Below are 14,537 nucleotides of genomic sequence, written 5' to 3'. Positions count from 1 at the left end.
GGCCGTTCAACGATTTGAGGTTTCAGGATCGGGTGCGCCCCTCCCGGAAGAGCCGCCCGAGATCTTCCGGAAGGGTGAGGATGACCGGTTCCTGGTGCAGCCGCTCCATAAACGCCGAGTCGCAGATGCAGAGCCGGTTCGGGTTTATCCGCGATATGACCGAGCAGAAGGCACGATACCCCCGGTCATGACCCGGCTTATCGAAGAAAAGAGCAACATTAAAGGCATACGTCCCGAGGCTCCGGTAGAGATCGATGACGGTGAGAAGCCCTGAAACCAGGGGGTCGACGTACGGCTCAAGCTCATCGAGCGTGGCAATGGGAAGCAGCCCCCGCACCTCCCGCTCGCCGAGCGGGACCGGGCTTGCCGACCAGAAGATCTCGTCGTCCTCGAAGAGAAAACGGTCGGATCCGGATTCCCGTGCACGCAGATCGTCCCAGTAGACCCGGTTGTGCTTGCGCAGATACGCTGCGCTGCCGGCCAGGTAGCGGCCTGCCAGGTACGACGGAACCGGATCGACGATGCCCTGGAGATGCGGGTGTACGAGGCTCGCCCCCGCCGACGGCAGATTGTTCCAGTTGATGCTCTGATACCCCTCCGAGCCCCGGAGCGACTCGATCATCCCGAGGAAGGCGTCAGAGAGCTGCTCCTTTCGGAAGCGGTCGACGGTGTGAGCTTTCGTTATCACCGTCACCGTATGAACGGCGGAGTAGGGATAGAGATTCGGAAACGTGACGCTCTCGCCGTGCAGGATCCGAAAGCCGCCGTCGAACGTCGGCGTCGCGGCGTCGATCTTCCCGGGACAGAAAGGGCACCCGTCGGCGGTATACTGCATCGACACGTCTGCATCAAGCCGCCGTTTCAGGCGGACCGGACTGATCCGGCACTGGATACCGGTCAGTGATTCGCGCCGGTACTGTATCGTCCCCCGCGCAGTCTGGATCTCCTGTGCCGTGAACATTGCTCCTCACACCAGAGATAGGAGCCTGATCGTAATAAATGCCAGCAAAGCACCGGCGCAAAAAAGTGAAGGGTATTTACTCCCTGGTCTTACACGACGTACTTGCCGAGCAGGCGGATGGAGTTGGTCATGTCGGGACCGAGCGGGGAACCGAAGATGATCTGGGTCACACCGGCCGCCATGAGGTCATCACACTTCTGCTTGACTATCTCGGGGGTGCCTGCGATGGTGAATGCATCGATCTCTGCATCGCCGACGAGACCGCCGACCGCCTTGAAGTCGAAGCGGGAGAGGGCTTCCTTGATCTTCGCGACGTTGTTCATGTCGAGTCCGTGGCGCTGCAGCAGGGGCGGCGGGGATCCGGCGGCGATGAATGCGGCAACGATCTTTGCTGCATTGCGTGCCTTCTTCTCGCTCTGGTCGATGGACATGGCGGTGTATGCACCGACATCGTGGCTCTTCCTGCCGGCGGCTTCCTGAGCCTTCTTGATGATCGGAATGGCTGCCTCGAAGTCCTTCGGGTTGGATGCGTTAATCAGCGAACCGTCGCCGATAGTACCGGCGAGCTCGAGCATCTTGGGGCCCTGTGCACCGATGTAGATCGGGATGCCCTTCTTGCCCGGCAGGGTGACACCGGTCAGCTTTGCTCCGTCATAGTCGAAGAACTCCATATCGCCGGTCTTCTTGACCTCTTCTCCGGAGAGGAGGGCACGGATCTGAACAACGCCCTCCTGCAGGCGGGCGACAGGCTTCGTGGGCTCGATCGCGAGCTTGGGGAGGGTGGACAGGTCGCCGGGTCCGATACCGAGCACGGCACGTCCGTCGGAGATCTCGTTCAGGGTCGCCATGAAGGATGCGATCGCGGCCGGGGTGTCGGTGAAGGTGTTCATGATCCCCGGGCCCATCTTCAGCGTATCGGTCTCCATTGCGATTGCAGCAAGGGTCGGGTAGCAGTGACGGTTGTTGTAGTGGTTGGTGATCCACGCGAAGTCAATATCTTTTGATTCCGCAAGTTTGCAGTAATTTACAACCTGCTTGACATTGACATTTCCTGGCACAAATTCAATACCATAACTCAAGGCCTTTTCACCTCATTGAGTAGTTACTCTACCGAGATTTAAATATATTATCATTTTGAGTTCGCTCAAACGGCATCTCCGCTGCTGGGAACTCAAACAGGGCGCTAATTCAGCCCTGCCATTAAATTCCAACCAGACAGTCGGAATATTCAAAAAAAGAATAAACTAACGATCGCGAATTCCAAAAATTAGATATATCCAACGAATGCAAAACCCCGATCCCAAAGAACCATGGAGAAATGTATATCATCACGCCCCTCCAAACACAACAATGATTTACCGGTGCATCACGGAGAGCAGTCGGCTCATTTCCGGGTGCACCGTCACAGACAGATACAGGGATACAATATGCGGGTTTTGGCAATTGGCCTCGGGGGTGCCGGAGCACGGGTCGTGGATAAACTCCACAACCACGATCAGCGAAGCAGGGTATGCTGCATGAACGCAGTTGCCATCGACATTGAACCAAATACCCTTCTGCAGCTCCGGCATCTGCCCGACTCCGCACGAATCTTTTTCCCCCCTATCGATCCCGAGCGGCCGTATGACGTCACCTGCACCATCGACATCGAGGAGGTGATGACCCGCATCCAGCGGCTGGATACGCTGGAGATCGATGCAATTCTGCTGTGTACGGGGCTCGGGGGCAACATGGTCAACTTCGCCCCGATCATCATACGGGAGCTGCGCACGTCCTACATCGAACCGATCTTCTCGCTTGCCATCCTGCCGGAACTGAACGAGGGGAAGAAGATCTCTGCAAAAGCCGCAGACGATCTCGAACACCTCAGAGAGATCACCGACGGCGTTATTCTCTTCGACAACGAGACCTGGCACGACAAGCTGAAAGTTTCGCTTACCGCTGCAGCAAAGGAGAAGACCAGCCTCAAAAATCAGGCACAGCGGAGAACGCCCGCATTCCCGCAGAACCCCAGGGATATGTACGACCTCATCAACGAGCGGATTGCCCGGCAGGTGGGACTGCTCCTTCGTGCAGGGGAATTTAATGAGTCCGGGGTGGAGGTCGCGGAGGTCGTCCTGGATGCCGGGGAAGTGCTCAACACCCTGAAAAACAGCGGATACGTCTCGATCGGATACGCCTCAGAGCCCCTTCCCAGAAGCTGGCTTGACGTCTTCAACCGCTGGCGGTCGTCAAAGTACTTCATCGAGGGTTCACACGAGAAAGCAGCCAGGATCGTTTCGCTGGCGAAAAAAGCGGTTTACGAAGAGGTCTCGATTCCCGCCGACCTGACGAGCGCCGACAAAGCCCTGGTGCTCATCGCCGGCCCATCGGCCGAACTCTCCATGAAAGGCTTCCAGACCGTTCGCAAATGGATCGACCGGAGCATCGCCGGCCTTGAGATGCGCTCGGGGGACTACCCGGTGAAGAGCACCGCATATGTCGGGATCATCGTCATGCTCTCGGGTCTGCACAACATCCCACGCGTCGAAGAGCTGAAGGAGATCAGGACGGAGTATCAGCTGGAACGCGAGGAGGAACTCCAGAAGAAACAGCAGGAGGGACGGCCGGAACCGGCCGGTGCCGGAGATGACGAGTCCCGATGGCCGGACGAGGCGGAAGAAGACCTCACACCCACGGAACCATACTACTACGAGGAGACTGATGACGAGATGACGGGATCATCCGCTGATGAGAAGGACGAGATGCTGTCGCTTCCCGGATCCAAAAACCGGGGCGAATCGAAGGACGATACGATCGAGACCATTCCCCGTGCTCCGCAGAGGGACGGGGACGATGCCATCATACTCCCGGGGCGTGAACAGAAGCGAGAGATCGATATTACCCGGCAGACCGCCGTCTCGTCAACCCCCGCACCGAAGGAAGGAGCCTTCGGACCCAAGGAGATGAAGACCGTCAATGCCCCGAAGGAGCTGGACGCCGGCGGAGGATTCACCGCAGCCGTCAAGCAGGTGCAGCGGCCGAAGGACGGCACCATGACCGGAGAGGCCATCGCGATGAAAGGTGCCGGGCCGCGTGCCCGGGACGACGGGTTCACCGGCGGCGAGGTGCGGATCGGGGCGCGGCAGCCACGGCCGTCGGACGATCTCCTCGGCAGATCGGGGCGCGGGCTCGAGCGAGGGGGAGGAAGGCCGAAAGAAGTGGTCCCATCCCGCGGCAGGCTGAACGTCATCGAGACCGTGCAGCCGGAGCCGGAGAAAAAAGAGAGAAAAGGCGATGACGATCCGGATGACGATAGTATCGTCTGGATCACATAGAACCCGACATTTTTGAGAATGGTATATTCCCGGCGCCGATCTCCGTCCTGATCTGATATCCCTTCTCGATGGCGTTTGCGATGAGGTTCATGCCGCTGAATGCCACGACCGGGAGGCGGTACGGGTGCGGATGAAGATTGAACTTCCCGATGCCGATACCTTCGGGGAAGGCAAATCCACTGTCTATCATCAGCCTGATGGTCTCCTTCACCAGATCCTCGGCAGAAAGAGGAACTTCACGAATATTGGCCAGCGCGATCCCGCAGTTCGTGGTCACCAGGCGGTTTACCTCCGTCAGGCCGGCGGATATGAAGAGCTGTAGCGGGTCGATGCTGGTTCCCCGGTATCCGATGAGATCGACGAACTCTGCAGCAGACCCCTCTTTGACGGCGAGTCTTCCCGCATACTCAAGGCGTGTCGGAATACCCATCTTCTGCAGCACGCCGTCCAGCGTAACGCTGCAGATGGTGATGATCCCCGCGTGACCGTCCGGCACCCTCGGGTCGTCGCCGACCACCCTGTACGAGTCAAAAAAGCCGCACTCCGCCCGGATAACCTCATCGAATGCACCGGTCACCCCGTCGAGATCCGCTTCGGGCACCAGCGTCAGGTTGTAGGCAAGGTTTCCGGTGCAGGTCACCGGATCGAAGGTGCTCCTGAACGCAAGCCGTTCCAGCTTCGATATGATAAACCCGATCCGTTCATCGACCAGGGCGCTCTCGGTCTCGGCAGTGCCTTCTTCGGTGAGGATGCGGCCACGGTTGCCTACTTTGACGGTGAACCCCATCTCGTCGAGGTAGCGGAGATAATACTGCACGGCCCTGTCGCTCAGGATAAAACCCCGTTCCGCCATCAGCTCGCTCAGCCGCTTTGCACCCATGGGCTCATGGGCCTCTTTGAGAATACGCAGGATCTCGAGATACTTGCGTTCCGATCGAATTGACATACTCATCGTGTCTGCACCGTGCCCCTGCTGTCCTGATATCTGCCCTGGTACAACGTATCGCCGTTCAACACGGTCTGCATGATCATCTGCACCACACGGTTTCCCTGCTCCAGGCAGACGTCCTCCGACCCCGCGTTGACGAGGCAGAGCGTCAATTGCCCGCGAAAACCCGGATCCACAAAGCCACCACCGAGGAGGACTCCTCTCCGGGCAAATGACGACCTGCACCGCAGGGTCGCCGCGACATCGGTCGGCAGCTCAACCCACTCGATACTATGGACGAGCGTGCACGCACCCTTCGGAAGGACAGTATCCTCCGCAACACGGAGATCATACGATGCCGGCTGCTGGGATTCCCGGCTGTAGGGGTCGATGATGAGGTTCCCCTCAGAGAGGCGTCGGGAGATCTCACTTGCTGAAAGGATCATTCTATACAATAATTGCAAGAAAACGCTTAATATCTTCTGATAGAAAACGGTGTGGGGATCCATGGGGTAGAGGATATCCTCTTGGGCTTCGAACCCAAGGACGCGGGTTCGATTCCCGCTGGATCCGTCGCTTTTCTCTACAGGTATTCATTCCAGCGGGTAGTGCTCCAGCATATACCTGATACGTGATCTCAAAGCATGCCCTCATGCCGTGGACCGTGGTGGCTAATCGCCCCCAGGGTGGGGCTGACGGGGAGGGGTCCCCCGTCTCCCCGAAGATCCACAGACATTATCAACCCCACCCTACCCGGCCTCCGGCCTCCTCCCCCGCCCCTCAAGGGGCGAGGGCAGTCATGGCGATACCCAGGGGAAAGCCGTGCTCCGGGTTGCAATCAATCGGGAACACCCGGACGCGATCGCAACAAAGGTAGTATCAGTTGTTTCGGAGGGCACTACCTTCCATCCGCTTCCGGCCGCTCTGCAGGAGAAATGCCGCAGCAGATCAGGGCAGCGGAAAGGGGCAGCATCAAAAGAAAAGACGTGAGGATCGCTTCTCACCGGATCTGGATATACGCGCGGCTCAAGTCTTTGACACGCACCGGCACCGCGAGCACCGTCGCGCTGTCCGGTGCGTCCGGGGCTGTTGCGTATACTTTGAAGGTGTACTCTCCTGCGGCCATGTCGGTCACGTCGACCGTATAGGTATCAGCGGTCGTCGTGTTGTCCGCAGTCTTGGAGCAGAGGTAGATCCATGAAACCCCGTCGCTCCGGTAATAGAGGTCTTCGGCAACTTCATGCACCCCGGTGTAGTTCACGTTCCAGGCAAGCGGGAGAAGGTCGTAGACCGGCCGTGCCGGATCACCGGTGAACTGCAGATCATCCACGCTCAGGTTTACCACGCCGAGGGGCGCGGATACACCTGTCGGAAGCGCCGTGATCGCCAGCGCCGGCAGTTTCACGGTATCCGTGCCGTTGTTGAAGGTGACATACGAGTTCTCCCCGAAGATCTCGATGTTGCCCGCTTCGAGCACGCGCAGCCGGAAGCTCGTCTCCCAGATCTGGCCGACCCGGATGGTGCCGACGTCGAAGTGCAGCGTCTGGTTTTCAGTCCAGTTCAGGGTATCGTCCCGTGCGTATGCCGGGATGATCGTCGCCGTCCGGTTGTAGCTGTAAATCCGCGTGGAGTCGGTCGGCGGCGCGTAGACGTATGCGAAAGCATCGTCGCCCGGCACGGGATTGCTGTTCACCGTCACCGACTCGAACGTAACGTCCATCTCCGTGTTCACACTGGCTTCATCGCGGAGCAGGAGGGTGATATCCCGCAGTGCCGCTTCAAGCTCGAAGTAATCTTCGGCCATGAAGTACCGGCCGCCGGTCTGACCGGCCAGTTCGCGGGGAACGTCCTCTTCGGATGTCGAACCGCTGTTTGCGTAGTAGATCGGATAGATTTTGATGCCGTGAGCGCTTGCATACGCCGCCATGTTCTCGTCGTCGCAGTCGCCGAACGCATAGTAATCCGCCGTTCCCGAAGCGAGGCTCTTATCGTCGGGGTCGCAGGCCATCGGGCTCCCGCCGTTCTCCGGCCCGAAGGGATCGCCGTAGTAGCAGTACTTGTTCTGCATCAGCACGACAACGGCCTTGACGGCCCCGGGTCTGCCGTTCACTTCGAGGTGCTTGATTGCGGCATGCAGTCCTTTCCGAAGCGGGGCAGTAGCCTCGCCGGTCTTCTCCCTGTTTGCCGGAACGATGTCCCAGAGAGATGTCCTGATATCAAGCCAGGTTCCGCTGTCCAGGGGCTTGACCACCTCAGCAAAGTCCAGGTACCGGATCCGGCCGTTGCCGGGATAGTAGGAATTCACCGCTATCACGTCATCGTTCGCGTTGCCGTCCTTGGCAAGATTCTTCTTCCAGTTATAGGTGTTCGGGAGGTTGATAAGGTCGACATACCCGTCGACAAATTCCGCCGGGGCTGCATGCTGCAGGGTATCGATAGACATGTCGCCGAACGTCACCAGCCCCACGCGGTTGTCCCCGAGCGCCAGGAACTCAGTGAAGTTCCAGGCAGCCTCACGGGCATAGATCATCCGATCCCACCCTTCTTTCTTGTTTGCGGTATCGTTCAGGAGCATATCCTCACCGCGGTCGATGCAGAGCACGATATCGAGCGGCAGCATCTGCTGAACCACCCACCCATCCCCGCGCAGGCGGATACCGACATCAATGGTCTCGTTCACGTCTACTGTCCCGTTTTCCGGGTCAACGGTGGTTTCAATGGAGAGATACGGGTAGTTCTTCCAGGTGAGGGTTACGTTCCGGGTGATCTCCCCCCACGTGGCGGCGACCTCACAGGTGCCGCTCGCGGTGCTGTTGAAACCTGGATCGAGAATGTCGTTTGTGAAGGCGCCGGGCCGGAAGGTGATATCGGCATACCCGTTGCTGTCGGTGACGGCGACGCTCGACGACAGTTCCGGCGAGGCGATCTCTGTATACCCACCAATGTCGACATTCCGGAGAGCAAACGAGACAGGTTCGTTCTCAACCGGGTTGCCCCTGATATCCACGACTTTCGCCCGGATGATAGAGGAGATGGAATCGTTCACATCACGGCTTGCCATCACCTCGGGGTTGGCGGTGAGAACCATGTTTACCGGATCGTCGCTCACGAACTCGACGGTTCGAGCGGCAGAGACCGAATCGTTCTCGGCGGCGGTTGCGGTGAGGGTCACCTCCCCGATACGCACCGTCGGCCCGTAACTGAGGGTTACCTGGCCGAGCGAATTCGTGAGGAACGTGTTCGCTTCACCGCCACGGGAGTTTGTGATGCTGACAGGTGTATCCTGCACTGCATTCCCATACCGATCGCGCACGACAAAGGTCAGGAAAAACATACTTTCGCCATCGGCCGGCAGCACCGCCGGGTTCGGTTCGGCATAGCCGACGATGTTGTCGGGGTTTCCATCGGCCACACCGAGAATGGATACAAACGGCGGATCGACAAGGGGATCGGGGACATCAATCACGACAATGTTGTCACCTGCACGCTGGCCGACCCGAAGGACGGCGAGAGCCGCCCCGGCACCGTCCACCTCCCGCGAGACCGTCGAGACGCACTCCTCACCGCTCACGAATCCGGCCGTTCCGTCAGCCGATCCGACGGAGAAGATGACCGATTCTGCCGTGTTCCGGTTATCGATCGGGTTGCCGTAGCGGTCGACCAGCCGGACGGTTACATTCGTTGTCGTGTCGACGGGCACTTCCGCTGCGTAGTCTATCCCGGCAACGCTGTACGGCGCAGCATGATCGATCTGCTGCAGATAGTCCTGGATAATCTCCCCGTCGGGGTAGGTGACCCGGACGGTGATCGGGGCGTCCCCGCTCAGCGTCCCGGGCGTGAACGTCGCCGTCGCCCGGCCGTTCGCGTCGGTGACGCCGCTCGCCGGCGTGATGCTGCCGTACGCGGCGTCGACCGAGAAGGCGACGTCCAGCCCCGCAAGGGGGGTGGTGCCGTCAAGTACCTCAACAGAGATGGTTGCACGCTCCCCCCCGCCGGCGACCAGCCAGGGCGTACTTCCGGTTATGCCGACCTGATCAGGGATCTGAGCCCCTGCCGGAGATGTCAGCATGACGACACCGAGCAGCAGGCAGCCGAAGATCCAGTATTTCATATTCATATGCTCCTCCCAGACACGGTTGCCCCATCCTAGGACTAGTTCCATACAATAATATTAATAACTTTCTACCACAAATATCGTCTTAAAATAGACTTTTTACGATTTAAAAGATATTTATCCGGATTAAATAGGATTCGGAGTGTCGGATCTCATGCAGAATATTTTTCAAAACAAGGCAGGCAGGGTGCAGGAAGCATTGCCCGAAGGGAATTGATCTTTCGTGCAGCACCCCATCTCGCAGATGGACGTTGCCCGACGGGGAACGAAAAGCAGGATTATTGGATCCGGATATACGGGCGCTCCCCCCGGCCGACCCAGTCCGCAACATCCAGAGTCTCCTGATCTGCCGGAGCATCGGGAGCCGTCGCCTTCACCCTGATGGAATACTCGCCGGGAGGGAGGTTCCGCACATCGAGCAGGTAGTTCTCGGTGACCGTCGTGCCGCCCGCCACCTCAGGCGTCTTTGAAGCGGCGTAGATCCAGGAAACGCCGTCGTTCTGACAGTAGATCTCCTCGGTAACCTCGTCCACCCCGGTATACGTCAGATCCCAGGCGAGCGGCAGGAAGTCCAGGTACGGCCCGCTCCCGGTGCAGCGGAGGTTCGCGATGTCGAGCGAGCCTGTCCCCACGCCGGTGTTGTTCAGGTCGGGAATGGCCGTGACGAAGAGGTCAGGCAGGTCAAGGGTGTCGGTGCCGTCGTTGAAGGTTATGGTCGAACCGGAACCGAAGACGTTGATGTTTCCATCGACAAGCACCTTCAGGCGGAACGTCGTCTCCCAGGTCTGGTTCAACCGCACCGTGCCGACATTAAAGGTGAGAGTGTGGTCGTTCTGCCACGCGGAAGTGTCGTCCCGGGTATACTCAGGGATAATGTCGACGGTGTTGTTGAAACTGTAAATGCGGGTCGAGCTGCCCTCTGCATAGACGTAGTCGAAGACGTCTGCGCCATTCTTCGGAGTGCCGTTCACCTCCACATTCTCGAAACAGACGCTCATCTGAGTATTGACACCGGCCTCGGTCTTCAGTTCTCCGGCGATGTCGGTGTATACTTGTCGCAGCTCATCTTCATTTCCAGCCCAGACGTATTTGCCTCCGGTTGCCTCCGAAAGCACAGTGAGATCGCGCTCAACATTGTCATCCAGATTTGACGCAAAACCGATACTATAGATTCGCACGTTCTCAGCGGCATCACCGCTGGTTGCATATACGGACATATTCTGATTGGTGAACTGACCATCATCGCAGACCTTGCCCCACCGGTCTCCGTTAACAGGATCATACCGATACCATTTAAGCCACCGGTTCAATGTACCTTTCGGATCGGGGAGGTCGCTGTACCACTCGTATTTTTCACTGCTGAATGAGTAACTGCTTCCACTCCAGGGATACCCGGATAGAATTGCATCGGGATACGACGGATATCGTGTTGACAGATAGGTGTCGCTGTCCGGATAACCGGTTCCTGCCGCGAGGGGGGAGCCATGATAATTCCAGTTGCCGTCACTCATCAGAATAACCGCTTTCACCGCTTCAGGCCTCCCATTGCCCTTGAGGTATTTGATAGCCTCATAGTAGGCCTGTCGCATATTCGTCGCACCATTTGCATGTAATGCGTTGACTGCCGACTGGATTACGCCAGCATCGTCGACCAGTCCTTGATCCAGCCGTGCATCGAATGCGAAGGAAACCAGCGCCACCCGATCCCGGGTGTCCAGATTCATCCGGCCGATAAACTCATTCGCAGCATTCTTGGCGGCGGCCATCCGCGACGGATAGAGATCGGTGCCATCCATACTCCCCGACCGGTCGATCACCAGCACCACATCGATCGGGTCGGGCTGGAGCGCCCACCCGTCGCCCCGCAGCCGGATGGTGGTATCGATCGTCCCGTTCACCGCGACCGTCTCGGGCTCAACAAACGTTTCTACCGAGAGGTAAGGATAATTCTTCCACGAAACCGCCAGCATCCGGCTTATATTGCCCCATTCTGCCCGGACGGTGCATGTGCCCGTGGCGGTGCCGTTCCAGGCCGGGTTGTCCCGGTCCGTTATGAACGAGCCCGGATAGAACCGGACGGTGGCATACCCGTCCTCGTCTGTCTGAGCCGAAGCCGTCTGCTTGGAGGGGGAGGTGAAGTACGGGTCTTCGACGAGAACGGAGGTGCCGCAGGCGATATTCGCAATGGCAAACTCGACAACTTCGCCGGATACCGGATTGCCCTTGATATCCATCACTTTCGCCCGGACGAGAGCGACCGAATCGGGTCTTGCATCCCGGCTCGGCATCGTCTGCGGGCTTGCGGTCAGCAGCATGTTCACCGGATCGGTGCTGGTGAACGCGACCTCCTGCGAAACACTCACACTCGCATTCGCCGCCGCGGTTGCGGTGATCGTCACCGTTCCGGTCGTGTCCTTTGGCCCGTAGGTGATCGCAACCTGCCCGGATGAGCTCGTCGTCAGCACCGCGTCCTCGCCGCCCATGGTGGTGATCCGGAGCTGCTGTCCCTCCGTCGGGTTGCCGTAGCGGTCGTAGAGGGTATAGGTGAACGAAAAGTTGCTCGTTCCGTCGGCAGGCACGGAGGGCGGCGAGCCCGTCGACGGCGACACGACAGAGATGATGCTCGCGGGCGTTCCGTTCGCCACCCCGAGAATGGAGATATAGGTATCCGGGATCGGTCCGGGTGAATCGATGACGATAAAATTCTCTCCGGCACGCTCGCAGACCCGCAGGGTGCCGGTCGCATCCCCTGCAGCGTCCACCGCAACGGCAACCGGAGTTTCGTATGCTTCGCCGTTTACAAAACCGGCCGTTCCCCCGGCCGAACTGACGCCGAAGACGACCGACTCGGCCGCATTCCGGCCATCGACCGGATTGCCGTAGCGGTCGGCCAGCCGGACGACGATATCCGTCTCCTCGCCGACCGTCGCCTCGGACGCATACGAGAGACCAGCGAGGGCATAGGGTGCGGCGTGGTCGATCTGCTGCAGGTAATCCCGGACAATCTCTCCCCCGGGATAGGTGACCCGGACGGTGATCGGGGCGTCCCCGCTCAGCGTCCCGGGCGTGAACGTCGCCGTCGCCCGGCCGTTCGCATCGGTGACGCCGGTCGCCGGCGTGATGCTGCCGTATGCGGCATCGACCGAGAAGGCGACGTCCAGCCCCGCAAGCGGGGTGCTGCCGTTCTGCACCGTGGCGGTGATCTCTGCACTCCCGTCCCCGCCGGCGACCAGCCATGCGGTGCTGCCGGTGATGCCGACCTGATCGGGTACCTGAGCCCCTGCCGGAGATGTCAGCATGACGACACCGAGCAGCAGGCAGCCGAAGATCCAGTATTTCATATTCATATGCCTCCCAGACAAGGTTGCCCCATCCTAGGACTAGTTCAGAATAATAATATTAATAAGTTTCTATAAGAAATATCGTTTTAGAATAGACTTTTTACGATTTAAAAGATATTTATCCGGATTAAAAAGAATTCGGAGTGCCCAGACCCATGCAGAATATTTTTCAAAACAAGGCAGGCAGGGTGCAGGAAGCATTGCCCGAAGGGAATTGATCTTTCGTGCAGCACCCCATCTCGCAGATGGACGTTGCCCGACGGGGAACGAAAAGCAGGATTATTGGATCCGGATATAAACTGAATTTTCACTCGGGCCGACCCGGTCAACGACGGCCAGAGTTTCCTGATCTACCGGAGCATCGGGCGCCGTCACCCTCACCCGGACGGTATAGGTGCCGGGCGGAAGGTGCCGCACGTCGAGCAGGTAGTTCTCGGTGATTGTCGTGCCGCCCGCCATCTCAGGTGTCTTTGAGGCGGCGTAGATCCAGGAAACGCCGTCGTTCTGACAGTAGATATCCTCGGTAACCTCGTCCGCCCCGGTATACGTCAGATCCCAGGCGAGCGGCAGGAAGTCCAGGTACGGCCCGCTCCCGGTGCAGCGGAGGTTCGCGATGTCGAGCGAGCCCGTCTCCACGCCGGTGTTGTTCAGGTCGGGAATAGCCGTGATGAAGAGGTCCGGCAGGTCGAGGGTATCGGTGCCGTCGTTGAAGATTATGGTCGAACCGGAACCGAAGACGTTGATGTTCCCGTCCGCAAGCACCTTCAGGCGGAACGTCGTCTCCCAGGTCTGGTTCAGCCGCACCGTGCCGACGTCGAAATGCAGTACCGGGTTTTCTCCTGTCCAGTTCTGAGCATCGCTCCGGGTATACTCAGGGAACATATCAACAGTAGTGCCGTTGGGATAGGTGCGGTAACTACAGATGCGGGTCGAATAATCCTCTGCGTAGACGTAGTCGAAGACGTCTGCGCCATTCTTCGGAGTGCCGTTCACCTCCACGTTCTCGAAACAGACGTCCATCGTCGTGTTCACGCCTGCTTCGACCTTCAGTTCGCCGGCGATGCGTCGGTAAATGTCGGTGAGCTGGGTTCCATCGGTCGCGTGCTCGTAGAACCCTCCGGTCGCGTTTGCCAGAACTCTCATCGTATCCCGGACCGTCGTGCTCGGGTTGTAAGCGAAGGTTATTGTATAGAGTTTCACTCCGTTGGCATCGGCAAACCGGGACATGTTCTGGTTAGTCCACTCGCCATCGGTGCAATACAGATAATTTCCCCCCCACGTATACTTCCACTTGAGCGTGCCGCCGAGGCCGTCGTAGTAGCGGTAGTGGTCCGGCTCTAGGCTGCTCCCGCTGAACGTATAGGCCCAGGAGGAGTTCGCAGGATACCCCTTTCCATGACCGATCGGGCTGCCGTCATAATTCCAGTCGCCATCGGTCAGGACGACTACCGCTTTGACGGCTTCGGCTCTTCCCTGCTCCTGCTCCATCAGGATCGCCTCATAGATGGCTCGCCGCAACTGTGTAGCACCGTTGGGCGAGAGACTGTTAATATCGCTCTTCACCGTCTCAAAGGAACAGGTGAGATCATCGTCCCTCGTCGTGGAAGAGGAAAAAGAAACGAGACCGACCCGATCCCGTACAGAACTCATCTGGTCGATAAAGGTTAGCGCCGCCGATTGCGCCGCACCCAGTCGCGACGGGCTGACATCTGTGTAGCGCATACTTCCCGACCGGTCGATCACCAGCACCACATCGATCGGATCGGGCTGAAGCGCCCACCCGTCGCCCCGCAGCCGGATGGTGGTATCGATCGTCCCGTTCACCGCGACCGTCTCGGGACTGACCGAGGTCTCCACCGAGAGATACGGATAGTTC

Annotated in this window: 8 protein-coding genes and 1 tRNA gene; 2 read left to right on the top strand and 7 right to left on the bottom strand. The window is 58.8% G+C overall.

The genetic code is table 11. The features are described from left to right. Positions 1-22 precede the first annotated feature (22 nt). Together FGU65_RS11670 and FGU65_RS11665 are read right to left on the bottom strand one after the other, a co-directional pair. Positions 23-961, bottom strand: coding sequence for a galactose-1-phosphate uridylyltransferase (locus FGU65_RS11670; RefSeq protein ID WP_301664649.1), 939 nt, complete (start codon positions 959-961; stop codon positions 23-25). An 89-nt stretch (positions 962-1,050) separates the two neighbouring features. After that, the gene (locus tag FGU65_RS11665) at positions 1,051-2,040 is read right to left on the bottom strand and encodes a 5,10-methylenetetrahydromethanopterin reductase (protein WP_301664648.1); all 990 of its coding nucleotides are present in this window, start codon (positions 2,038-2,040) and stop codon (positions 1,051-1,053) included. A gap of 348 nt (positions 2,041-2,388) precedes the next feature. Here FGU65_RS11665 and FGU65_RS11660 point away from each other — a divergent pair, with 348 nt between their 5' ends. Then, complete coding sequence (locus tag FGU65_RS11660) at positions 2,389-4,278, top strand: tubulin/FtsZ family protein (RefSeq protein ID WP_367652385.1); 1,890 nt, start codon at positions 2,389-2,391, stop codon at positions 4,276-4,278. Here the strand turns inward: FGU65_RS11660 and FGU65_RS11655 are convergent. Beyond that, the gene (locus FGU65_RS11655; protein ID WP_301664646.1) at positions 4,271-5,230 is read right to left on the bottom strand and encodes a DUF128 domain-containing protein; all 960 of its coding nucleotides are present in this window, start codon (positions 5,228-5,230) and stop codon (positions 4,271-4,273) included. The two genes, FGU65_RS11660 and FGU65_RS11655, sit on opposite strands and share 8 nt — an antisense overlap. Next, on the bottom strand, positions 5,227-5,652 hold the full coding sequence (locus tag FGU65_RS11650; protein ID WP_301664645.1) for a dCTP deaminase: 426 nt from the start codon (positions 5,650-5,652) through the stop codon (positions 5,227-5,229). Before FGU65_RS11650 ends, FGU65_RS11655 begins: the two co-directional genes overlap by 4 nt. Before the next feature lie 55 nt (positions 5,653-5,707). Between FGU65_RS11650 and FGU65_RS11645 the strand changes: the two genes are divergently transcribed. Next, positions 5,708-5,779: transfer RNA gene (locus tag FGU65_RS11645), tRNA-Arg, on the top strand. 427 nt (positions 5,780-6,206) lie between these two features. On the opposite strand, the gene FGU65_RS11640 is transcribed toward FGU65_RS11645, so the two are convergent. The 3 genes from FGU65_RS11640 to FGU65_RS11630 form a co-directional block, all read right to left on the bottom strand. Next, positions 6,207-9,368 (bottom strand): Ig-like domain-containing protein, encoded by a 3,162-nt coding sequence (locus FGU65_RS11640; protein ID WP_301664644.1) that lies wholly within the window; start codon positions 9,366-9,368, stop codon positions 6,207-6,209. A gap of 230 nt (positions 9,369-9,598) precedes the next feature. Then, the gene (locus FGU65_RS11635) at positions 9,599-12,661 is read right to left on the bottom strand and encodes an Ig-like domain-containing protein (protein WP_301664643.1); all 3,063 of its coding nucleotides are present in this window, start codon (positions 12,659-12,661) and stop codon (positions 9,599-9,601) included. Positions 12,662-12,940: 279 nt separating this feature from the next. After that, a partial coding sequence (locus FGU65_RS11630) for a vWA domain-containing protein (RefSeq protein ID WP_301664642.1) occupies positions 12,941-14,537 on the bottom strand: 1,597 nt, incomplete at its 5' end.

It is taken from the genome of Methanoculleus frigidifontis (assembly GCF_030464345.1).
GTDB classification, from domain to species: Archaea; Halobacteriota; Methanomicrobia; order Methanomicrobiales; family Methanoculleaceae; genus Methanoculleus_A; species Methanoculleus_A frigidifontis.
The sequence above is the reverse complement of the archived record's forward strand: the minus strand, read 5'-3'. Positions and strand labels throughout refer to the sequence as shown.

What these genes read in the sequence shown, in the direction of transcription:
- FGU65_RS11650 (WP_301664645.1), bottom strand. Translation starts at nt 5,652, where the DNA reads ATGATCCTTTCAGCAAGTGAGATCTCCCGACGCCTCTCTGAGGGGAAC.
- FGU65_RS11670 (WP_301664649.1), bottom strand. Translation starts at nt 961, where the DNA reads ATGTTCACGGCACAGGAGATCCAGACTGCGCGGGGGACGATACAGTAC.
- FGU65_RS11660 (WP_367652385.1), top strand. Translation starts at nt 2,389, where the DNA reads ATGCGGGTTTTGGCAATTGGCCTCGGGGGTGCCGGAGCACGGGTCGTG.
- FGU65_RS11635 (WP_301664643.1), bottom strand. Translation starts at nt 12,661, where the DNA reads ATGAAATACTGGATCTTCGGCTGCCTGCTGCTCGGTGTCGTCATGCTG.
- FGU65_RS11655 (WP_301664646.1), bottom strand. Translation starts at nt 5,230, where the DNA reads ATGAGTATGTCAATTCGATCGGAACGCAAGTATCTCGAGATCCTGCGT.
- FGU65_RS11640 (WP_301664644.1), bottom strand. Translation starts at nt 9,368, where the DNA reads ATGGAACTAGTCCTAGGATGGGGCAACCGTGTCTGGGAGGAGCATATG.